Raw genomic sequence first — 20,562 nt, 5'->3', positions numbered from 1 at the left:
AGCTATGCCCGCTGCACACCCGGAGGAGTTCCGTCGGCTCGCGGTCGATCTGACACGTCAGTCGGGGGCGAGTGTGATGCGCGTCGCGTCCGACCTCGGCATCAGTGAGTCGTGCCTGCGTAGGTGGATGAAACACGACGACGTCGATGCCGGCCGCGTCGACGGCCTGTCGACGAGCGAGCGCGCCGAGCTGGCTCAGTTGCGTCGAGACAAGAAGCGCCTCGAGACCTAGGTCGAAATACTCGAGCGTGTAAGTGCGTATTTCGCGCGGGAGAACATCCTCCCAAAATAGGTTTCCGGCTGGTCCACGAATTGGCCGCGGACGGCTTTCCCGTCGCGGTGACCTGCCGGACCCTCGAGGTGTCGAGGTCGGGATTCTACGAGTGGCGACATCGACCACCGTCCGAGCGTGATATATCGGATGTACTGTTGGCGAACAGCATCCGCGATATCCACCAAGGCTCACGCGGGTGCTACGGCGCGCCGCGGGTCCACGCCGAACTCTGCCTCGGCGGTGGCATCTCGGTTGGACGCAAACGTGTCGCACGGGTGATGCGGCTGGTCGGCGTTGCCGGTATCGGTGCCCGCCACAAGCGTCGCCACCGACCCGCACCAGCGGTGCACGATGATCTCGTGGCCCGCCGGTTCATCGCCGAGCGGCCCGATCAGATCTGGTGCATGTGGCGCCGGCACCCTGAAACCGGAACTATCATGCACTCGGATCGTGGATCTCAGCTCACCAGTTGGGTTTTCGGCCAGCGACTACGTTCGGCAGGCCTACTCGGGTCGATGGGTCGTGTCGCCTCGAGCGTCGACGACACGATGATGGAGTAGTTCTGGTCGATAATGCAACGGGAGTTGCTCGACACTCGATCGTGGGACAACAAGGACCAGCTGGCGTCTGCGATCTTCGAATGGATCAAAGCCTGGTACAACCCGCACCGCCGGCACTCCGGGATCGGCGACTCCTCCCCGGAGGATTACGAACACGCCTACCATCAACGGGTCACCTCAGACGTGGCCTGAACACCCAACCCGAACTGTCCGGGAAACCGGGTCAGGCTCCTTGCCGTAATTCAACTCTGTCAGCTAATGGTTGGTCCTTGTGACCCGATGATGCGCGCTCCGCGTTGCGACCGAGCCGAGAACACTTTCGACAAGACCCGTCGCACACTCCTTGTAGTTGATCCGATCGACGAATTCGCTTTGTCCCGAACAGTTTTCGGAAGCGACCGTGCGAGTGGCCCTGTCGGCCGTGCTGCGCGAACGTCTCGATGGGTCGGCGCCTTGTGATCGCGCATCCACGCACGTCGGCGCATGCGCTCGCGGCGCATGTGTTGTTCTCTGTCCTGTGCGAGCAGCCACAGGTGGTGTTCGGGTGCCGGTGTGTTCATGAGTGTCTCCAGGTGGCGTCATAGTCTGTGGTCGGTAGGTGGGTAGAAGGTGGTGGAGATGCGACGATCGGCGAGGTCGAGGGGTAGCTCGATCACCCGGTGGCCGAGGCCGACCGCTCGGCCGTCGTAGCGAGCAGTCTGTGGACGGTCGCAGCATCGCCCAAGGCCGGAATCGGAACCCGTGCTGAAGTCGTGCAGGTCGGGCGCGCGTCTCAGGGTGTCGGACGCCGCAGGTGCAGGATGGGGAACGCTCTGTCGTCAGCGTCGAGTGGTGACCGTCCGACGACCTCGAAGGCTCGGCGCCGGTAGAAAGCGACCGCGTTCGGGTTCTGTTCGTTCACATCGACTTCCGAGACACCCTGGCTCACTGCGTGGTCGAGCAGCGCGGATCCCACTCCGACGCCGTGGTGATGCGGGTCGACGAACAGCATCTCGAGACGGTGTCCGGACGTGCCGCTGAAACCGACGACGGTGCTGCCGCGCTCCGCGACGACGAGTCGAACCGACGGCAGAAAGTCCGTGATGAGGCGCCGTTCGTAATCGTCGATATCGGGGGCGGTCAGGAAATGGTGTGTCGCCTCCACCGCCGCCCGCCAGATGTACACCATCCGGTCGGTGTCGCGCGCCTCCCCGTCACGGAGAATGGTGTCAGACAAGGCAGCGGAACGGGCGTCGCCGAGCAGAACTGCCGGCGCAACAGGCACCGGTATCCCGTCTTCGACCACCGGCATGTCGCTGTCCGTCGTGAGGGGACGGGCGGGCATGCCGATCCGAAGGGAGTCGTGGCGAGGAGCATCGCCGTCATCGCCGGAACGGTTCGGTCCCGCGATCAAGATGGGCACAATGGGCATGAACAAACTATAACGTGGATAAACATGGATAATCAAGCATGATTGTGGTCGATGCCTTCGTGGTTTCAGAGGTGGCCTGCTTCAGGCTGTCAGCACCGCACGTAACTCGCCCTCGGCCAGACGCCTGTTCGCGTAGACGAGTCGCATCGCGGCCGGGTGTGCACTTCGAGCGGCGGCTACACGCGCGACGAGGACCAGTCCGACCTTCTCCGCCACTCGTGACGAGGCGGCGTCGGAGTCGCGCACGGTCGCGACGACAGGTAGATCGGGGCGGAGGATCGGGGCGGCCGCCACTGCAGCGCAACTCATTTCCGTCGCGAGACCCATGCCCCGGGCAGTCGGTAGGAACCTGTACCCCAGATTCCAGAACACACGCTGCCGAAGAGAACAACCGCCGAACCCGACGATGCTCCTATCGCTGTGCGGTCGGACGACCCAGGTGCCGAGACCGTCCCGATTCCACTGATCGATCCACTCTCGGAGCATGGCGTGCGTGTCGGCGAGGCAGGTGTGACGCAGTGCCGGGTCGTGCGCCCAGTCGCGCGGGTCACGGTGCATCGCGAAGAGTTCGGTCTCGTCCGCCGTGTCGGGTACAGCGAGGGAGAGCCGGGCTGTCTCGCGCACCATCACCAGGTGCCTGCTGACAGCGATGCTTCCGAAAACGGCCTTTTGCGAACAGGTCCTCTGCACATCGACCGAGTCGTCGTCAGGACCGAGCCGGGCGTGAGGCGGGCGAGCGCACATGCGGAGGGCCGCGCACGCGCTCGAATCGCGGCCCTCACCCGGGAGCTACCTTTGTCCACCCGGGACCACGGAAACGTGTCCTCGGCAGACCGCGCTCTGGGGATTGACGAACCACCACCCCGCACCGGTCTGCAGGGTGAGAGTGAACTCGACGGCGCCGACGCCGGTGAACGTGCGGTTGACGGGGACGTCGGGCTTCTGTGTCCAGGCAGTCTCGTCGCTGACGCTGGTGCCGGCGGCTCCGGTGGTCAGGTTGCGCCAGTCGACGACGACGCGGTTCCCGTACCAGTTCGGACCGAGGAACGGAAAGAGGCCGGGCGGAGGGGCGGGAAGGTCGTTGCCGCCGCTGAGCAGCAGCGCCGGTTCCAGCGCAGTGCCACCCGGAGGTGTGGATTCTCCGGACGCCGCGTGAACCCCCCACGTGAACGGCGGTGCCCACAGCAACGGGTTGGCGCTCGAGCACGACATGTCCGTCCACGGCGGCGCGGACGGCGCCGCGCCCGCGACGCCGGTCCCGCTGATCAGGAGAGTCGAGAGCAGGCCGGCAGCAGTCAGTGCCGCGGCCTCGACACGGTTGTTTCGACGAGTCACGTCATGGTCCTTTCTTCGTATCCACCGGACTGCGCCGAGGAGTTGGTCGTTGTCGGTTCTTCCGGTGATCGATGTGGTGCGGATGTCGCAACGCCGGTGTTCAGTGCGGCCCATTGGAGGAGCAGAATCGTCTTCGCGTCCACGATGCGGCCGTCGGCGATCATGTCGAGCGCCTCGGTGAACGCCACCTCCACCACGGCGATGTCCTCACCCTCGGCGACGACACCTCCGCCGGTCCCGGTGATCTGGCTCGGGCTGTAGGGCGCCGCGAAGAAATGCACCCGTTCCGTCACCGATCCGGGGCTCATGAACACGTCGAACACGTGCTGAATCGGCCCGAGATGCACGCCGAGTTCCTCGAAGGTCTCACGCCTGATCGCGGTTTCGGCATCGTCGTCGTCGAGCAGTCCTGCGGCTGCCTCGAGCAGCATGCCGTCGACGTGCCCGTTGACGTAGGCCGGGAACCGGAACTGCCTGGTGAGCATGACGACCGCGCGGTCTGTGTCGTACAGGAGGATGGTCGCACCGTTGCCGCGGTCGTAAGTCTCGCGCTGCAGTGTGACCCAGTCGCCGTCGCTGCGACGGTAGTCGAACGTCGTGCGCCGCAACACGTGCCATCCTTGTGAACGCAGTTCGACGTCGCGCACCACGACATCGGCATTGCGGGTCAGGTCGCGTCCGGCCCTGTCGAGGCCTGTTCGACCTCGATGGTCGGGAACGTCGACACCGGGCACTTCGCCGTGCGACCGAGTCGGCATCGTCGTCACCGCGCTCGACTCGGGTGCTCGCCCGCGCCGCCGAGCGCGCTCCAGAGCACCATGTCGGCATGGGTCCACAGCAGAGCGCCCCCGGCGCCGTCGACGATCGTGCGCGTCGCGGACGGGATGCGCGCAGTCAGCTGTGCGCCGGCGTCGGTCGTGTGGTGGCGGTCGCGCTCGCCCATCATCACGGTGACCTCGCACTCGATACGGTCGAAGGCCAACGACCAGGGTGACATCGCGAGACACGTGTCGACTGCGTAGCCGTGACCGTTGTCGGCGAATCCTTCGCGAAGGGCGCAGCGGTAGCGCTCCAGGAAGTTGCGGTCGGTGTACACGCGTCTGTCCTCGTCGTCTGCCGACTCGACGACCATGTCCTCCATGCCGCGCGGGCCCAGGGCAGCGAACATTCTCCGCGCTTCGTTCAGGTCATGACCGACGGTGTCGACCAGTGATCGCAGCGGTGCCGGTAACGCCGACAACGTCGGTTCGACGGCGATCTCGTCGATGGGTGAGACGAGAACGAGTCGCTCGGCCAGTCCGATCTCGGCACACGCCAACCCGAACGGCGCACCTTGCGAGTTGGCGACGATGGGCAACGGCGCACCCCAGCGCTCGACGAGCTCCGCGCAGTCCGCCGCTGTCGACGACAGCGAGCGACCGGCATCAGGTGTGGAGCCGCCCATACCCGGCCGGTCCAGCGTGATCAGCGTGACGCCCAGCCGATCGAGAACGTCCTCACCGAACGACATCGACCTCCCCATCGCCGCGCCGGCGAGGAACAACACGGGCCGACCGTTGTCGGCGCCGTGTGTCGCCCACGCGAGCGACCGGCCGTCGGTCAGCTGGATGGTGTGTCGACGAGGCCCGTCGGTGTCGGATCGGTCCGGTCTTTCGGCCGGTACGAACTCAGTGAGCATGAACGCACTGTAATATGGACTATCAAGGAAAAACAAGGAGAATTATGCTGACTGCTCAACGACGCGACCTGCTTCTGCAACAGCTGCACGACAACGGGCGCATCGTCGCCCGCGAGAGCGCCGCGCAACTGGGCGTCACCGAGGACATGATTCGACGCGACCTTCGAGAGCTGGCCGCCGTGGGACTGGTGCAGCGCGTCTACGGCGGGGCGCTCCCGGCATCGCCGGCGGTTGCCGACGTGGCCGCGCGGACCGCAGTCGCACCCGAGGGAAAACGTCGGGTCGCGGCGGCGGCCGCAGCCCTGCTCACCACAGGGTCGGTGGCAGTCATCGACGGAGGCACGACAGCACTCGCGCTGGTGGCAGCACTGCCTCCGGATCTACGCGCGACGGTAATCACCCACAGTCCGGCGGTGGCCGTCGCTCTGGACGAGCACCATTCGATCACGGTGGAACTGATCGGTGGGCGGCTCTACCGTCATTCGATGGTCGCGTGCGGATCCGTCGCGCTCGAGAGTGTCAGGGGCCTTCGTGCCGACATGTTCTTCATGGGCGTGACGGGCGTCCACGCGGAGACCGGACTGACCACCGGAGACCGCGAGGAGGCCGCGATGAAGCGTGCGTTCGCAGCCTGTGCGGGAGAGACCTACGTTCTGGCCAGCTCCGAGAAGATCGGTGCCGCTTCGCAGTTCGAGGTGTTGGCTCTCGACGAGGTCAGTGCGGTGATCACCAACGCGGGCGCCGGGCCCGTCCTCGACGCGCTCACCGACGCCGACGTGCAGATCGTCCGAGCATGATCTGAGATCGCGTATACCTCGGGCCGCCTGCGTGCATCGTCGACGTCAGTTCTCGACTGTCACACCGTGTCCGCTGCTGCGCGGGAGGTAGTACTCATCGACGAACCTCACCGGCTCGGCGGAGTCGACGACGTGGAGGTTGCCGAAACACCCGGGTCCTCGATGCGCGACGGGCACGGCGACAAAGCCGTGCGGAAGGCCCGGGCCGCGCTCGCGATGCATCCTTCGGATACTGCCCTCCGAGACGAGTCGCCAGGGCCGTGGTCGCGATGTCCACCGAGAATTCCATCGCCGATTCAGGGCTCGTCATACCACCCGCCCGGCCACACGAGGTCGGCCACCAGCTGCGACGAGGTACGTCGCCCATGCCCGATGCGGTGAGGAGAGGCTGGCCTGAACTCACACGTCAATCACGAGGTGCTGGTCGAACTCGGCGCTCCCAGATCAAGAGCTCGCCGTCGTCGGGGCTCATAGTTCGGCCTGCCTTTCGAAAATTTGCTGCGCGCAGCACTTTAGCGGAGCTGTCGTCCGAGGCCAACGTATGCGCGATGACAAGGTCGACCTCGCCTGATTCTGTTGCTATGTCCACGAGGGCTTCTGTCGCAGACGTCGCGTATCCGCGTCGTCGAAATTCCGGTGCTATTTCGTATCCTATTTCGACCTGACCATTTTGTGGGGGACCCGCGAAGCCGCCGGAACCAACCAGGGTGTCGCCGTTCACAAAGAAGTACATCCACCATTTCCCCTGCTCTGGGTGGGTTTCGAGGATTTCAATCGTATTAGCTATCGACTCGGGAAATTCTGGCCACCCGCTCGGTACAGGTGAGCCCAACAGAGTGGAAAAAACTCGTGAGTCATGCATGTAGGCCCGCAAGAGGTCAGTGGTCGCTGGGGTGAGATGAATCTTTGCCATGGTGGCCCTTCGGTCGGTAACAGCTCGGCGTAGTCGGCAAGGTGTGTCTCAACTACCGCGTTGTCGTTTCGAGTCGTGACTCGACTTCGACGGTACAAAGTGGTGTGTGGCATATGGATGCGTCTGCAGCCTGTTCCCGGGGGCAGTACACCTGGAGGGCGGTGCCCGACAGGTATCCGGCTTGGGAGTAACCCGTCGGTCGGGGCGTCGTCAGGGTGACTCGAGCCGTCGACCGGACGTGCCGCTGAAACCGACCGCGGTACCGCCCATCGTCGCCACAGTGAGGTCGACCGCCTGAAGAAAGTCAGTGGCGAACCGCTCGGCGTAGCTGTCGATGTCGGCAGGAACGAGAAAATGGTGCGTTGCTCCCACCGCCCCTCACCACACCTCGGGAAGCCGACGCACGTCACTCTGGCGGGTGAGACGTAGTGCTACCGCAGGCACCGGTGGCCTCCGAGGTTTATCGTTCCGCACCTGAACACAGCACCTCATCGGGAAGGGTGCCGCTGACGCCGCGACGGTGACTGGCGCTTGGGGGCGTTGAGAACGCCTGACCTCGGCCGAAGCCCACTGCAGAACTTGCACGATTGCTCGGCCACGCTGCTCCCGGCGGGGTGCCGAGCCGTTGTGGGCCGGTGTCGGTATCGGCTCTGGTTTCACAGACACGACAATAGTATGGCCAAACATGGATAAACAAGTGATATCGTGTGCTGGCTGCTCGATGCGTAGTGACGCCGTGCTCCACCAGCTGCGGGCGGCCGGCGCGAGATCGCACGACTTGGTTGCACGCGGCGTTCACCACGCCGCCGTCAGTGTCTCGTAGCGCGTTCGCCTGTGCTTCGAGCTCTCGTGCGTCCGGTCGTACGGAAGCAATGGTCGTCTTCTGCGACGACTCCCCAGGAAAGCTGGATTCGATTGCTGCTCGGTGGTGACGGCTGCAATTGACCGGCGGGCAGATCGTCCGTCTCGAATCGGCAGCCTGACCACATCAGCGTCCTGCACCCGGCGTGTGGGTGCAAGACGATCTGTCTCCATCGAGCGAGCACGGAAAACCGGAACTTCTTAGTTGCCTGTGCGTGAATCGTCGTCTTGTCTGAGCCACCAGCATGTCGCCGCGTACAACGCTCCGAGCCACACGGCGGCCACCGCCAGCATGCCGCTGAGGTTGTTGCTGCCGGAGAACATCGCGACGGCGATGGCGACGATCAGCACGGCATAGCTGATGGCCACGACCATCACTCGGTATCTCGACCGGCCCACTGCGGCGCGGCGGTCGGCGAGGGAGGCGCTGAGGACGGAACTGCTCATGATCAAGGCATACTCCTCCGTCCGAACCGGGAAGCGTTCGACGCGCTCACAAGGGGCTGCACCACGCGCAGTTCAGATCAACGGCTCCACCACCCCGTGCCGTGATGTACTGAGCAGCACCACACCGATCGGTCTGTATTTACGCACAGTGTCTTTCGATGCGGGGTGGTACCCCGACCCTGCAGGCGAAGCGCAGCACCGGTGGTGGAACAGTGCACAGTGGACCTCCGCCACTCAAAGCCACGACGATCGGCCGCCCACCGCTGCGTCGTCGCGCAAGCCCCGAAGTCGCGCGACTGCGGACGGAAGCTGCGACTTCGCGTTCCGAACTGGGTCAGCTGTCCGCTCGCATCGGCTCTGCCCGTGCGGAACTGGTGGAAACACTGGCGCAGCAGGAGCAACAAGCAGTCGGCCTGTACGCCTACCACCACCCCGCCCAGACCAGTTGGGTGATGCGTCGGTGCCGTTCAGGGTCGATCTCCACGCGTTGTTCTTCGCCCACGATGCAGTGTCCGTGGAGGCCGAGATGCACCGGCTTTTCGCCGACCGCCGCGTCAACCACGTCAATCAACGCCGCGAGTTCTTCTACGCGCACCCCACCGAAGTGCTTTCGGCGCTGCAGATGATGGACGGCGAGTTGATCAGCTATGCCGAGGAACCGGATGCTGAGGAGTATCTGATCAGCATCGGCAGGCAGTCAACCTCCTTCTGAACTCACCCTGGACCGGGAGAGTCATCCCGCGGGCGTCACCGATTCCTGACGCGGTCAAGGTGACACGCTGTCGGGTCAGAACCGGCGTTCGCCGTGTGAAGGGCCGAGTGGCTGATGGGGCTCTGGCGCACCGGCGCCTGTGGCCGAAACCGCCCTTGCCGCCTTGCCCGTCTTAGCTTTCGCCACCGGTAACGAGATAGACTGTCCAGCAGAGTGATACAGACTTTTCGAGTTCGACGTAGAGAATTCTCGGTGTCACGAGAGTGTCACAAGTCGGGTCGGACGGAGGTGGACCGAGGCGGACGTCAGCGGACAAAGGAGCAGTTCAGGACGGGTTTCGTGAGTCCAGGTGAATCCACGTGATCGGGTCGTCGAAGCCTTGTAAGCGAGCGGTCTTCGGTTCAATCCCGAAAGGAGGCTCTCGATATGCCTCTGAACAGCAGGAATGCTCTGAAACGCCTCGTTTGACCTCTCGTTTCACGACTTGAGCGATACGTCCATGCAGGTCCGCCACAGTCCAGGGGCGTCCGGTCACCTGCGAAAACTCCCGCAATGCGGCTCGATGTCACGAGTTGTCACAACTCATCCGTAACTCGTTCGATGGACTCGGGTGGACGTCAGTGGCCGTGGGGGGACTTCGGCGACGAAGAGGCCATCACAGAACGTGGACTTCCGGGGACGTTTGTGGCCGGATTCCACTCGCTTCGCGTCCGGTCGCCGGCGGCGTGGACGTGTGCGGACGTCGGTGCACGGTGCACCGCTCGCTTCGCGAATCCCGCCGGGTCACTCCGTCTGCGTGTTCTCGTGTCGCTGGCGCTGTCTGGTTCCGTACGCGGCTTCCTTGACTGCGTCGTCGTCCTCGAGGCCGGATCCGAGGGCGCCGCCGATGGTGGCGATCGAGGCGAGGAGCCAGCTGAGTTCGAGGTAGTCGGCGACGGTCGCGCTGTGCCCGAGGGTGGAGGACAGGACGTGCGCTCGGAGAGGGAGCCAAGCGGTGAAGAGCAGCAGACCGAACAGGGCGATGTGGAGGACGGCGACGCCGATGGTGAGGGTGATGACGGTCGCAGTGTTGTAGAGCTTCGAGCGTTCGCGTTCCTCGTCGGATTCGGGCCGTTCCCACAGTTCGTGGTCGATGACGAGCCAGAGGATGAGCGCCACCGTCGACAGGATCGTCGCCGCACAGAGGCGCCATCCGCCCATGGTGTCGGCGAACGACCAGATGGTGCTGGTGGACAACGCGAATGCGCCGGTGGCGAAGGCGCCGACGAGCACCTTGGACAGGCCGGTGACCAGCCGCCAGGGCCGGTTGGCTCGCACCATTCCCGAGAGCAGCCGGAGCCTGCGTAGTCCCTTCGGTACGAGATCGAACTTCCCTCGCCGCCCGTGTTGTCCGACCCTCACGCGGAGGTGAGGACGTCGTACCTGGTGGGCGAGCTGGCTGACATGCTCCATCGTGAGCGGAGCACGGACTGGTTGCGAGCTGCGAGCCTCGACTTCGATGCGTACGTGGCCGAGCGGGTAGGAGTGCGCGATCGATGGGGTGTCCCTTCCCGGGTGTGGTGGTACACATCGGGTGAGTACTACCTCGGCTCTCTCGTGCTGCGTCACCGTCTGATCGACGACGAGGGTGGCGGTCACATCGGCTATCACGTCGTGTATCCGTGGCAGCGGCGTGGGCACGCGACACGCATGCTGCGAGCCGCACTGGGTAGATGCTCTCGGGTGGGTATCACACGCACATTGCTGACCGTGGCTCCCGACAATGTCGCCTCGCTGAGGGTCGTCGATCGCAACGGGGGTGTACCCGACGGGGTGAATTATGAAGGCGAGGCGCGGTTCTGGATCGACACATCGGATCAATGACGTACCTCGGTTTCCCTGAAGCCCGGAAGCCCTGAATTCTCGGCGACGAACGTGCTCACCCCGGATGCCTTCCGCGTGCGAGGCGCACACGGTGCCCGCTCTGCTCGAGCGCGATGCTCGCGTTCCCCTTGACGACCGGTGATGCGACGGTGTGGTCGCTGACAGCTGTACCCCGGCAGGCGGACCGTCGCGCGTCAGACCACGGCTGCGACGATCGCTGTGACGATCGGGCAGGCACTGGTGGCGGAGAGCGCCGACACAATTATCCTGGGTGAGAACGGATTTCGGACGCCGTATATCTCTGGGCCTCCGAGGTGACACCGCGCGTCACACTTGTCGTTCGCGATGCGATCCTGTGGTCGAGGGCTGACCGATCGCGAGATGCGCGGCGTGCAGTGCCGCCATCACCACCGTTTCGTGCGGGCCGACCGAGGGGATGCTCGGGAACATCGACGAGTCCATCACGTGGAGGCCGTCGATTCCGTGCACGGCGCAGTGGTCGTCGACCACGGAGAGCGGATCGGTGCCCATGCGGGCACTGCAGCACATGTGCGCCGACGTTCCGAGCCTGTCCACCAAGCGCTCCGCGCGAGCACTCTCGACCACGCCGAACGACGACGCGAGCGTTCGAGCCAGAGCGACGCCGGCCTGCAGTCCGGCTCTGTCTCGTGGTGAAGTGAGGTAGCGGTATTCGATTCGCGGCGCGGCGAATGGGTCGGCCGACACCGGCGAGATGCGTCCGCGCGAGTCGGGTCGCATGACAGCAACACCCAGCACCGGATTCATCGGCGGCAGCCCGGATATCAACTGGTCGAAAGATGCTGTGTAAGGGCGGATCTCCACATCGCCGACGTGCAGGACGACGTCGAGAGCGCGGGTTCGCCCGCCGGACGGAGGTCGAAGCGGAACGTACGGCACCGTCACCTCCGGGTGATCACGAAACCCCACTCCCACGCCGGGCAGCGCATGGTGCACGTCCACGCCCACGTTCCGGAGCACTGCGGGGTCGCCGATGCCTGAATGCATCAGAAGCAGTGGTGTTCTCACCGCACCCGCGGTCAGGATGATCGTGTCCGCCCGGAGGACGAAGTGCCCGTCGTCGTCGGTGCCCGTGACGCCGACCGCGCGTGTCCCCTCGAGAAGTACCCGCGCGACACGGGTGCGCGGTCGCACGTCGACGAGATGGCGTACTGGCGCCAGATACGCGTGTGCCGTGGTGACGCGGTAGCCGTCCCGAACATTCGAGGGCACGGCCATCCACGCATCGGTGCCTTTCTCGGCTCGGCTGACACACGAGAACCCGGCTGACGAGCATGCCCGGGCGAAGGCTCGGCCGATCTCCGAGTCGATACTCGCAGTGGGCACCATGTGCCGCTCGACGTCGTCGTAACGGCGCCGGACCATGGGCCAGGACCATGTCGTCCGCGGCCAGGCGTCGAAGTCGGCAGAGGGGGCGCGGACAAAGTACGCACCGTTGACGGCGCCGCTTCCCCCGAGGACTCTGCCTCTGGCCATGAATCCTGTCCGACCGGCGGAGAGCTCGACCTCGAACGTGTCCACCCGCTCCGATTCGGGCCCGATAGGCAGCTGCGTCGCAGAGCGCAGATCCTCGGCGTCGATGTCGGACTTCCCGGCTTCGAGAAGTGCGACGGTGGCCCCCGCCGCAGCGATTGTCGCTGCGACAACGCATCCCGCACTACCGCCCCCGACGACGACGACGTCGAACGAGTCACCGGTGGTCACAGTCGGCCGTGCGTGTCGGGAGCCCACGATCGAACGGCTGCGGCGAGGGAGTCCCGCATCGATGCCACGAGCGAAGCGCCCTCGGCGGCGCTCGCACCCCGAGGGTCGCCCAGAACACCGTTGCTGGTGATCGCGCTCATCCCCAGGGTGCGTAGGCGCGGAAGCAACGAGGCGATCGGGGCGGTGATTCCCACCTCCACAGCAGACTCGTCGACCAGGTTCGGTGCGAGATGCATCATGAGGGACGTTTCCGTACGACCGGCGTGGGCATCGCCGCCGGCGACCGCGCAGGGAAACCATGCGACATCTCGGCCCTCGTATCGCAGGAGACCGACCGCGGAGACGAGGGACGACAGGTTGCCACCGTGGCCATTGACGAACACCACTCGATCGGCCCATCGGCAGATGGATCGGCCGTACTCGACGAGGACAGCGGTCAGTGCTTCAGCTCCGAGAGAGACCGTGCCGGCGAAGCCCTCATGTTCGCCGCTGGCCCCATAGGCGAGGGCAGGGGCGAGGACGGCGTCATCGAGAGACCCCGCGACTGCTGCGGCGACGCGGGTGTCGGTGTCCAAGGGGAGATGCGGGCCGTGTTGCTCCAGCGACCCCACCGGCACCGCCACCAACCGAGCCCCGACCGTCTCGCGCGAGCGCATCGTTCCCAGGTTCAAGGACTGAGCGGGCCTCGACGACGACACGCTGAACCGCCCTACCGTCAGGACGACCGACGTGCGGAGGTCAGCACGGTGGTGGCAGCATCGGACACTGTCGGCGCGGGCACGCTCTCACCCAGCCGGCGAGTGAAGCCGTCCGGAACGACGATGTCCTGCGGGGTCAGGTCGTGGATCGAACTCTTGCCCATGCCGAGCAGCGCGCTGTCGGTACCCATGCGCAGCACATCCAGAACGTTCTCCACACCGGCCTGTCCGTTCGCGGCGAGACCCCACAGGTAGGCACGGCCGATCATCACCGCGCGGGCACCGAGGGCGACGGCCTTGACGACATCGCTGCCGCGGCGGATCCCGCCGTCGAGCAGTACCTCGATCTCGTCGCCGACGGCCTCGGCGACGGCGGGCAGCATGCGGATGGTGGCGGGTGTGCCGTCGAGGTTGTTGCCACCGTGGTTGGAGACGGAGATCGCCGAGAAGCCGGCGTCGACGGCGCGGCGGGCGTCGTCGACGCGAGAGATGCCCTTGAGCATGAACGGGCCGTCCCACTGCGCACGGAGCCAGGCGATGTCGTCCCAGGACGGTGGTGGAGTCTGCTGCCACATGCCGTACGCGCCGAAGAACGTGGGTAGCTGGGGTGCGCCGGCGGGCAGGATGTTCGGCGTCGTCAGGTCGGGCACCGTGCCGGTTCGTGCGAACTTGTACAGCCAGGCGGGCCGGAGAATGCCCTCTGGTGCGAACTTGACCATGGCCGCGAAATTCATCTTCTCCGGAATGGCGGGGCTGCCCCAGTCGCGGCCGTAGGAGAACGACCAGTCCAGCGTGAGGATCATCCCCACCGCCCCGGCAGCTTTCGCCCGTTCCATGCGGGCGACCATCTCCTCGCGGGTGCCGAGCCAGTAGACCTGGAAGAGTGTCTGCGGGTTGGCCGCCGCCACGTCCTCGACCGACTTCGATGCGAACGAGGACAGGCCGATGGCGGTGCCACGTGCCGCCGCCGCACGAGCCACGGCAACCTCACCGTCGGGGTCTACCGCCTGAACTCCCGTCGGCGAGATGATGACGGGCATGGAGATGTGCTGCCCCATCACCGTTGTCGACTGATCACGCTCGTGACAATGTCCGGCGACACTGGGTGCGAATCCGAGTTCGCCGAAGGCCGCGAGATTGTCGTCGTAGGTTGTGCCACGTTCGGAGCCGGCGATCAGTGCGGAGTACACCGATGCCGGGAGTCGCTTCTTCGCTCGTCTCTGAGCTTCGGCGACAGTCTCCATCCAGGCGGGTCGTGACCAGGGGGTGCGCATGGTGTCAGTCCTTCTCTCGAGGCATCCCCGCAAGGGGGCTCTCGTCACACAGTTTCGGGGCCGGCCGGCCTCCGTCCTTCCCGAGGGCCGGCCGGCCTCCGGCCTCCACGAGGGCGGGTGCGCCGTCGCGGCGGGTGAGCAGCGTCAAGGGGATCGACGCTTTCGGGGTAGAACGCTTGCCGGTGCGGGAGTGGTCGACACTCGACTTCGGCACGGTGCCGCGGTCGGCGGCGAGGGCAGATTCGCCGTAACCCTGCACGCATTCGGGGTCGGGGCCGTCCATGGGAAGGCCGGTGAAGAACTTCGCGGCCATGCATCCGCCGCGGCAGGCATCGAAGTGCGCACACTTCGTGCACGCGCCGGACGTCTGCGGTGAGCGCAGTTCCTGGAACAGTTCCGAGGTCTGCCAGACGGCCTGGAAGCCGCCCATGGTGGGGGTGGCGTCGCGGACGATATTGCCGGCGAGGAACTGTTCGTGAATGGCGAAGGGGCAGGCATAGACGTCGCCGATCGGGTCGATCAGGCACACCACTCGTCCTGCGCCGCACAGATTCAGACCCGGGAGGGCGTCGCCGAAGGCGGAGAGGTGGAAGAACGAGTCGCCGGTGAGAACACCCTCGCCGTTGGCGACGAGCCAATCGTAGAGCTCGCGCTGCTGTCCCGCGGTGGGATGCAGGTCGTCCCACACGTCCGCGCCGCGACCGGACGGACGCAGGCGGGTGATGCGCAGGGTGGCGTCGTAGGCGTCGGCGAGGGCCTTGAACTCGTCGAGCTGAGAGACATTGTGCCGGGTGACGACGACGGAGATCTTCGCATCGCGGAACCCGGCGTCCTTCAAGTTTTTCAGGGCGCGGACGGCCATGTCGAACGAGCCTGGTCCGCGGACGGCGTCGTTGACCTCGGCGGTGGCGCCGTCGATGGAGATCTGTACGTCGACGTAGTCGGATGCGGCGAGCCTCGCGGCGACCTTCTTGTCGATCTTGACGCCGTTGGTGGAGAACTTCACGCCCACCTGGTGGGCGGTGGCGTAGTCGACGAGCTCCCAGAAGTCGGACCGCACCGTCGGTTCGCCGCCGCCGATGTTGACGTAGAACACCTGCATCTTCTGCAGTTCGTCGATGATCGACTTGCACTGGTCGGTCGACAGCTCCCGCGGGTCGCGCCGTCCGGAGGAGGACAGGCAGTGCACGCAGGAGAGGTTGCAGGCGTAGGTGAGCTCCCAGGTCAGGCAGATCGGGGCGTCGAGGCCGAGTTCGAACTGGTCGACCAGGCGGCCGACCGGTTGCTCGGGGCGGGCGAGGGTGGAGGTCATGCCGGGCCTTCCTTCACGGGAGTGGGAACGATCATCGTCGAGTCCGCGAGAGCGGCGAGTGCCTGCGCGTAGCGCGGCATCGCCGATTCCTCGATTCCCATGGCCGACATCGCGGATCGTGCATCCGGATGCGACGACAGCGAGGTGACCAGTGACACGATGACGGCGTTCTTGAGGAACGAGAGCTTGCGGGTCCCGAAGTGATACAGCAACGCTCCGAACGGTTCCGGGCGCAACGCGACCTGAGGATTGAGCTGCCACGCCAGGGCCAGGTCCACCGTTCGGGGCGATGCAGCGAGCAAATCGGTCACGGCCGACTCAGTAGACGCCGCACATACCGTCGATGGAGACTTCCTCCACCAACGACTCCTGGACCAACGGTTCCTGCTGCGACGTGTCTGTCGTCTCGGTGGGATCGCTGTGAGTCATGACGTACCTCCGGTCTCGGGTGTCTCGAACGCGCATTCTCGTGTGAGGTGCGTGAATTCACTGTAGGACCGAGAGAGGTTCAGGTGTCCGATGTTCCTCTGTGACAGGCCTGTTGGCGCCCGAGGACTGCCCGATCGGGCAGGTGCTGAACCGGCCGTCACGTTGCGGCGTTCGGCCCTAGGATCGACGCTGTCCCCGACAGATGTGGGAGAGGCCTGTGACCGCGACACTCCAACCATTCGATTCCCTCGCACCGTGTGCGCCCGGTGTGTGGAGGCACGGCAACGTGACCGTCACCCGCTCCGACGATCGGATCGCCGGTGGCATCCATATCGGGCGGAGCGGAGGCGTGCTGGAGGTGCGACACTCCCTGACCGCGGATCGCCTCAGCGATGCGCTGGTCGGCGAGGTCACCGACCGAGTCTCGGCCTCCGGCTCGAGCAGATCGGAGTTCGAAGCGATCATGGTCGGCCTCGTGCGGTCCACCGTCCCCGGCGCGGTCGCGGCGTGGGCCACTTTTTATCGTAATTCGTTGACAGAGTTGATATCCGGTACATCGGACTTTGCACCGATTCATGCCTGCGCTGACGACCTGGTCGACGGCGACAGCGTGCTCGACCTCGGTTCGTGCTTCGGATTCTTTCCCCTGCGGCTCGCTTCTCGTGGCGTGGACGTGATCGCCACGGATCTTCACGGGGGAACCGTGCGTCTGCTCGACGCCATGACGACTGCACTGGGCCTCGACGTCGCCACCCTGGTGTGCGATGCCGCCTCCGTGCCTGTGCCCGACGGTCACGTCGACACCGTGACGGCGTTGCACCTTCTCGAACACGTCGACGTGAGATCGGGTGACGCGATCGTGCAGGAGGCGCTGCGCGTCGCACGCCGGCGAGTGGTGATCGCGGTGCCGTTCGAAGAGGAAGCCGAACGCTGTCACGGCCATGTCCGTACCTTCGATCTCGCCGCACTGGCATCCGCGGTCTCGCGCAGTGGCGCGCCCTTCGACGTGTTCGAGCACCACGGTGGCTGGGCCGTGCTCGACGCACGCTAGATCAAGCCGCCCTTGCTCGCAGCGTAGACGGCCTCTGCACGGCGACTGACGCCCAATTTGCGCATGATGTTGCTGACGTGGAACTTGACTGTGGTGGCCGATATGAACAATTCGGTGCCGATCCTGGTGTTGGACATGCCGTTCGCGAGCAGACGCAAGACTTCGAGTTCGCGCTCGGTCAGTCTCCCGTCGGGTTCGCCTCCCCGGTTCAGCGACCGCACCACGGCGGATGCACTGCGGGCGTCGAACGCGGACTCGCCGCGAGACACTGCACGGATGGCTCGCACGAGTTCCGTGGTGTCGACATCCTTGACCACGTAGCCGCGTGCTCCCGCATGAACGGCTTCGACGACGAGTCGCTCGTCGAGGAACGTGGTCAGCACGAGCAGGCCCATGGACGGATGCGACTTCGACAATTTCTTGCACAGGGTCAGACCCTCGTAATCCGAACTGGCAGAAAGCTTGAGATCCATCAGAACCACGTCAGGGGTGAGGTGAGCCGCCGTCGTGGTGGCTTCGTCGAGCGATGCCGCCTCGCCGACGATTCTCAGGTCGGGCTCGCGTTCGAGGACGGAACGCAGACCCTGGCGCAGGATCGCGTGGTCGTCGACGAGAAGGATGGAGGTCATCATGCTCCGATCGGAATCGTTGCGGCGATGCGTATTCCGCCCAGGCGCGACCGTCTGACGTCGAAGGTGCCGTCGAACTCTCTCACGCGCGCAGCCATGTTCACGAGACCGCGGTGTGAGCCGTCGAGGTCGTTGGTCTCCGCGAGTCGCATCACGACGCGGAGATCGTGGGGATCGCCGTCGCCGTCGTCATCGACTGTCAGCAGTACCGAGTGGTCGCGATACGTGAGGCGGAGTGCGGCGCGGGAGGCGTTCGAATGCACCGCCGAATTGAACAACGCTTCACCGGCGATACGAAGGACCGCATGCTCGAGGTCGCTCGACAATTCGACAGCGTTACCGACGGTGTTGAACTTGACCTGCAATTCGTCCGGCATGTGAACGACCGCGAGCTGATCGAGCATCTCCGGGAGTGTCGAGCGATCCGAGTCACCCGCGTGGTTCAGCGCGTAGATCGCAGAGCGCAATTGTTCGACTGCGCGCCTGGTCAGGTCTTTCGCCAGATCGAGGCGATCTCGGCGTTCCGCGTCGGGGATTGCGCTGCGACACACCTCGATCTGCATACCGGCGGACAGCACTGCCTGGGTGACACTGTCGTGTAGTTCACGGGCGATGCGGTGCCGCTCCTCGTCCACTACCTGGTGGCGCTGAGCCGCGCCGAGCTGTCTCTGCGTGGTCTCCAGTTCAGCGTTACGCACCGCGAGGTCCGCCGCGGTGCGGCGGGCGTTCTGGAACAGGGCCGAGTTCTGCAGCGCCACCGCAGTTTGCGAGGCGAGGATGCTCAGGACGGCCCCGTCGGTGGCATCGAGAGTCCGGTGCTCACCGGTCCACGCAGCGAACGCTCCCACAGCGCCGCCCACCGAATCGATGGGAACGAACGCGTAGTGGGGTTCGATGACCATGCCACCCTGCACCCGCGCTCGGCGGATGTCGTCGAGGCACTCCACCACGTCGTCGGGCAGAGGAGGGCCCTCGACGTCGCCCACGAGAAACGGTGTCGCATCGGGGCCCAGGACCAGTCGGCGAGGGCCGGCGTCCGGAAGTGCGCCGTCCGTGAGGGCGAAGACGACCCAGCGGGCGCTGAGGTGTGCGCGAGCGGCCTCGGCCACTGCACAGATCAAGGTCTCGGGCCCCTCGACCGTGCGGACAAGCGCACGAGACACCAGATCGAGGGCGTGGAAAATCCGTTCGGCCCGTTCGGCGGCTCCCCGGTATTGCGGGTAGTACGTGCTCTTCGACGATCGCAGACCGGTGAGGCGGGACAGGTCCGTCACCGGTTCGCGCTGAGTCACAGTGCTGTCCGGAACAGTGCTGCGATGTCGCTCTGAGTGGCCTGCCGCGGATTGGTGGCCATGCAGGCGTCGCGGAGCGAGAACTCCGCGAGGCGCTCGACATCGGCGTCGGTGACGCCGATGCTCCCGAGTGTGCGGGGAACTCCGACGGCCCGCGCCAGGGTCTCGACCCGATCCGCGACCGCGAACGCTGCCTCCGCGGCCGATCCGCGGGCCTCGGGGAGCCCGAGACTCGCGGCGACGGGCACGTACGGCCGACCGTCGGCGCCCGCGTTGAAGCGGATGACATGAGGCAGAAGTATCCCGTTGATGACGCCGTGGGGGAGGTCGAGAAGACCACCCACCTGATGACTCATCGCGTGCGCGGCTCCGAGGATGGCATTGGTGAACGCGAGTCCACCCTCCAGGCTGGCCTGGGCCATCACGGTGCGCGCGGGAAGTCCGTCGGGGTCTGCGATCGTGTGGGCGAGAGTCTCGATGACGAGAGTGACAGCCCGGAGGGCATGGTGGTCCGTGAGGGGATTGTGGGCGAGCGAGACGAACGCCTCGATCCCGTGCGTCAGGGCATCCAGGCCGGTGGCCGCACTGAGCCATTCCGGCATGGTGGTGAGCAGTCGCGGGTCGATGATCGTGATGTCCGGGACCAGTGCACGGCCGAGAATGGTGATCTTGGTGCCACGATCGGTGTCCGTCACGATGCAGAATTGGGAGACGTCGGCTCCGGTGCCGGCGGTGCTGGGGACCATCACGACAGGCGGGATAGGTGATTCGACCGTGTCGACGCCCTCGTAGTCGAGGATGCGACCGCCGTTCGACGCCAGGATGGCCACGCCCTTCGCCGCGTCCATGACGCTGCCGCCACCGATCGCCACGAGGACGTCGCACCCGCGGTCGCGATAGACGACGTGGCCGGCCGCGATCTCGTGGTCTTTCGGGTTCGGGGTCGGGTCCGCCCACACCACCGGCGACATGCCGCGCTCCCGTAATTCGTTCTCGATGGTCGCGACCCACCCTGCCTCGAGCAGTCCCACGTCGGTCACCAGGAACGGGCGCACTCCTCCCAGCCTCGCGACCGCATGCGCGACCTCGCCGGTGGAACCCACCCCGAAGACGATCTCGGGGGCATGGAACTTGACGACCCGGCCGACGGCATTGACGTCACCCAGCGGAACGTCCAGCCCGGGAACAGTCGGGTCCGTCGAATGCGCCGAGGACGGTGCAGAGAATCCGGACATGTGATCCAGCTTACGGCGCAACGGACTGTCGATACCTGCCCGACCGGG

The 20,562-nt window shown here is 65.5% G+C and carries 23 protein-coding genes and 1 pseudogene; 7 read left to right on the top strand and 17 right to left on the bottom strand.

The genetic code is table 11. The annotated features are described in order from the left end of the window. The first annotated feature begins 4 nt into the window (after positions 1-4). Genes J4E04_RS18200 through J4E04_RS18190 form a run of 3 tightly spaced genes read left to right on the top strand, consistent with a single transcriptional unit; the run spans position 5 to position 1,026 of the window. On the top strand, positions 5-232 hold the full coding sequence (locus J4E04_RS18200) for a transposase (protein ID WP_490149222.1): 228 nt from the start codon (positions 5-7) through the stop codon (positions 230-232). Beyond that, on the top strand, positions 124-834 hold the full coding sequence (locus J4E04_RS18195; RefSeq protein ID WP_490149221.1) for an IS3 family transposase: 711 nt from the start codon (positions 124-126) through the stop codon (positions 832-834). The genes J4E04_RS18200 and J4E04_RS18195 overlap by 109 nt, the downstream gene beginning before the upstream one ends. Before the next feature lie 12 nt (positions 835-846). Further along, positions 847-1,026 (top strand): IS3 family transposase, encoded by a 180-nt coding sequence (locus J4E04_RS18190; protein WP_490149220.1) that lies wholly within the window; start codon positions 847-849, stop codon positions 1,024-1,026. Between the two features lie 580 nt (positions 1,027-1,606). Here the strand turns inward: J4E04_RS18190 and J4E04_RS18185 are convergent. From J4E04_RS18185 to J4E04_RS18165, 5 genes are all read right to left on the bottom strand, one after another. Continuing rightward, positions 1,607-2,281: a GNAT family N-acetyltransferase gene (locus tag J4E04_RS18185; protein WP_490149219.1), complete on the bottom strand. Its 675-nt coding sequence runs from the start codon at positions 2,279-2,281 to the stop codon at positions 1,607-1,609. A 45-nt stretch (positions 2,282-2,326) separates the two neighbouring features. After that, entirely contained in the window at positions 2,327-2,872 is a 546-nt protein-coding gene (locus J4E04_RS18180; protein WP_490149218.1) for a GNAT family N-acetyltransferase, read from the bottom strand. 162 nt (positions 2,873-3,034) lie between these two features. Further along, a complete protein-coding gene (locus J4E04_RS18175; protein ID WP_490149217.1) occupies positions 3,035-3,580 on the bottom strand; it encodes a hypothetical protein in 546 nt (181 codons plus the stop codon). Further along, positions 3,577-4,338: an NUDIX domain-containing protein gene (locus tag J4E04_RS18170; protein ID WP_490149216.1), complete on the bottom strand. Its 762-nt coding sequence runs from the start codon at positions 4,336-4,338 to the stop codon at positions 3,577-3,579. Before J4E04_RS18170 ends, J4E04_RS18175 begins: the two co-directional genes overlap by 4 nt. 5 nt (positions 4,339-4,343) lie before the next feature. Further along, positions 4,344-5,258, bottom strand: a complete 915-nt coding sequence (locus J4E04_RS18165; RefSeq protein WP_490149215.1) for an alpha/beta fold hydrolase — start codon at positions 5,256-5,258, stop codon at positions 4,344-4,346. A 44-nt stretch (positions 5,259-5,302) separates the two neighbouring features. Between J4E04_RS18165 and J4E04_RS18160 the strand changes: the two genes are divergently transcribed. Beyond that, a complete protein-coding gene (locus J4E04_RS18160) occupies positions 5,303-6,055 on the top strand; it encodes a DeoR/GlpR family DNA-binding transcription regulator (protein ID WP_490149214.1) in 753 nt (250 codons plus the stop codon). A 406-nt stretch (positions 6,056-6,461) separates the two neighbouring features. Here J4E04_RS18160 and J4E04_RS18155 read toward each other — a convergent pair whose 3' ends face one another. Together J4E04_RS18155 and J4E04_RS18150 are read right to left on the bottom strand one after the other, a co-directional pair. Beyond that, on the bottom strand, positions 6,462-6,968 hold the full coding sequence (locus J4E04_RS18155; RefSeq protein WP_490149213.1) for a GNAT family N-acetyltransferase: 507 nt from the start codon (positions 6,966-6,968) through the stop codon (positions 6,462-6,464). Between the two features lie 1,062 nt (positions 6,969-8,030). Next, complete coding sequence (locus tag J4E04_RS18150) at positions 8,031-8,276, bottom strand: hypothetical protein (RefSeq protein WP_490150603.1); 246 nt, start codon at positions 8,274-8,276, stop codon at positions 8,031-8,033. Between J4E04_RS18150 and J4E04_RS18145 the strand changes: the two genes are divergently transcribed. After that, positions 8,191-8,988, top strand: a complete 798-nt coding sequence (locus tag J4E04_RS18145; RefSeq protein WP_490149212.1) for a DUF2510 domain-containing protein — start codon at positions 8,191-8,193, stop codon at positions 8,986-8,988. The two genes, J4E04_RS18150 and J4E04_RS18145, sit on opposite strands and share 86 nt — an antisense overlap. Positions 8,989-9,771: 783 nt before the next feature. Here the strand turns inward: J4E04_RS18145 and J4E04_RS18140 are convergent. Next, positions 9,772-10,344 (bottom strand): annotated as a pseudogene (locus J4E04_RS18140) (hypothetical protein); the annotation flags it as partial. A 69-nt stretch (positions 10,345-10,413) separates the two neighbouring features. Between J4E04_RS18140 and J4E04_RS18135 the strand changes: the two are divergent. Then, on the top strand, positions 10,414-10,851 hold the full coding sequence (locus J4E04_RS18135) for a GNAT family N-acetyltransferase (protein ID WP_490149211.1): 438 nt from the start codon (positions 10,414-10,416) through the stop codon (positions 10,849-10,851). 327 nt (positions 10,852-11,178) lie between these two features. On the opposite strand, the gene mftG is transcribed toward J4E04_RS18135, so the two are convergent. From mftG to mftA, 6 genes are read right to left on the bottom strand one after another with little or no spacing between them, the layout of a single operon-like run. After that, positions 11,179-12,594, bottom strand: coding sequence for a mycofactocin dehydrogenase MftG (gene mftG / locus J4E04_RS18130; RefSeq protein WP_222628162.1), 1,416 nt, complete (start codon positions 12,592-12,594; stop codon positions 11,179-11,181). Beyond that, positions 12,591-13,250, bottom strand: coding sequence for a mycofactocin biosynthesis peptidyl-dipeptidase MftE (mftE, locus tag J4E04_RS18125; protein WP_490149210.1), 660 nt, complete (start codon positions 13,248-13,250; stop codon positions 12,591-12,593). The genes mftG and mftE overlap by 4 nt, the downstream gene beginning before the upstream one ends. Positions 13,251-13,309: 59 nt before the next feature. Further along, positions 13,310-14,566 carry a pre-mycofactocin synthase MftD gene (gene mftD, locus J4E04_RS18120; RefSeq protein WP_490149209.1) on the bottom strand — a complete coding sequence of 419 codons (1,257 nt, stop codon included), beginning with the start codon at positions 14,564-14,566 and terminating at the stop codon, positions 13,310-13,312. Positions 14,567-14,570: 4 nt separating this feature from the next. Beyond that, positions 14,571-15,878 carry a mycofactocin radical SAM maturase gene (mftC, locus tag J4E04_RS18115; protein WP_490149208.1) on the bottom strand — a complete coding sequence of 436 codons (1,308 nt, stop codon included), beginning with the start codon at positions 15,876-15,878 and terminating at the stop codon, positions 14,571-14,573. Next, positions 15,875-16,189: a mycofactocin biosynthesis chaperone MftB gene (mftB, locus tag J4E04_RS18110; protein ID WP_490149207.1), complete on the bottom strand. Its 315-nt coding sequence runs from the start codon at positions 16,187-16,189 to the stop codon at positions 15,875-15,877. The genes mftC and mftB overlap by 4 nt, the downstream gene beginning before the upstream one ends. A gap of 7 nt (positions 16,190-16,196) precedes the next feature. Further along, entirely contained in the window at positions 16,197-16,307 is a 111-nt protein-coding gene (gene mftA / locus J4E04_RS18105) for a mycofactocin precursor MftA (RefSeq protein ID WP_155957132.1), read from the bottom strand. Positions 16,308-16,509: 202 nt separating this feature from the next. Here mftA and mftM point away from each other — a divergent pair, with 202 nt between their 5' ends. After that, positions 16,510-17,358 carry a mycofactocin oligosaccharide methyltransferase MftM gene (gene mftM, locus J4E04_RS18100; protein ID WP_490149206.1) on the top strand — a complete coding sequence of 283 codons (849 nt, stop codon included), beginning with the start codon at positions 16,510-16,512 and terminating at the stop codon, positions 17,356-17,358. Here the strand turns inward: mftM and J4E04_RS18095 are convergent. Genes J4E04_RS18095 through J4E04_RS18085 form a run of 3 tightly spaced genes read right to left on the bottom strand, consistent with a single transcriptional unit; the run spans position 17,355 to position 20,514 of the window. Further along, positions 17,355-17,987, bottom strand: coding sequence for a MadR family response regulator transcription factor (locus J4E04_RS18095; RefSeq protein WP_027507086.1), 633 nt, complete (start codon positions 17,985-17,987; stop codon positions 17,355-17,357). The genes mftM and J4E04_RS18095 overlap by 4 nt on opposite strands. After that, positions 17,987-19,279: a MadS family sensor histidine kinase gene (locus J4E04_RS18090; protein WP_490149205.1), complete on the bottom strand. Its 1,293-nt coding sequence runs from the start codon at positions 19,277-19,279 to the stop codon at positions 17,987-17,989. The genes J4E04_RS18095 and J4E04_RS18090 overlap by 1 nt, the downstream gene beginning before the upstream one ends. Further along, positions 19,276-20,514, bottom strand: a complete 1,239-nt coding sequence (locus J4E04_RS18085) for an iron-containing alcohol dehydrogenase (RefSeq protein ID WP_490149204.1) — start codon at positions 20,512-20,514, stop codon at positions 19,276-19,278. Before J4E04_RS18085 ends, J4E04_RS18090 begins: the two co-directional genes overlap by 4 nt. Positions 20,515-20,562: the final 48 nt, after the last annotated feature.

The organism is Rhodococcus sp. NFXS4 (assembly GCF_058139645.1).
Note: the sequence above shows the minus strand (reverse complement) of the source record. Positions and strands in the feature narration are given on the sequence as shown.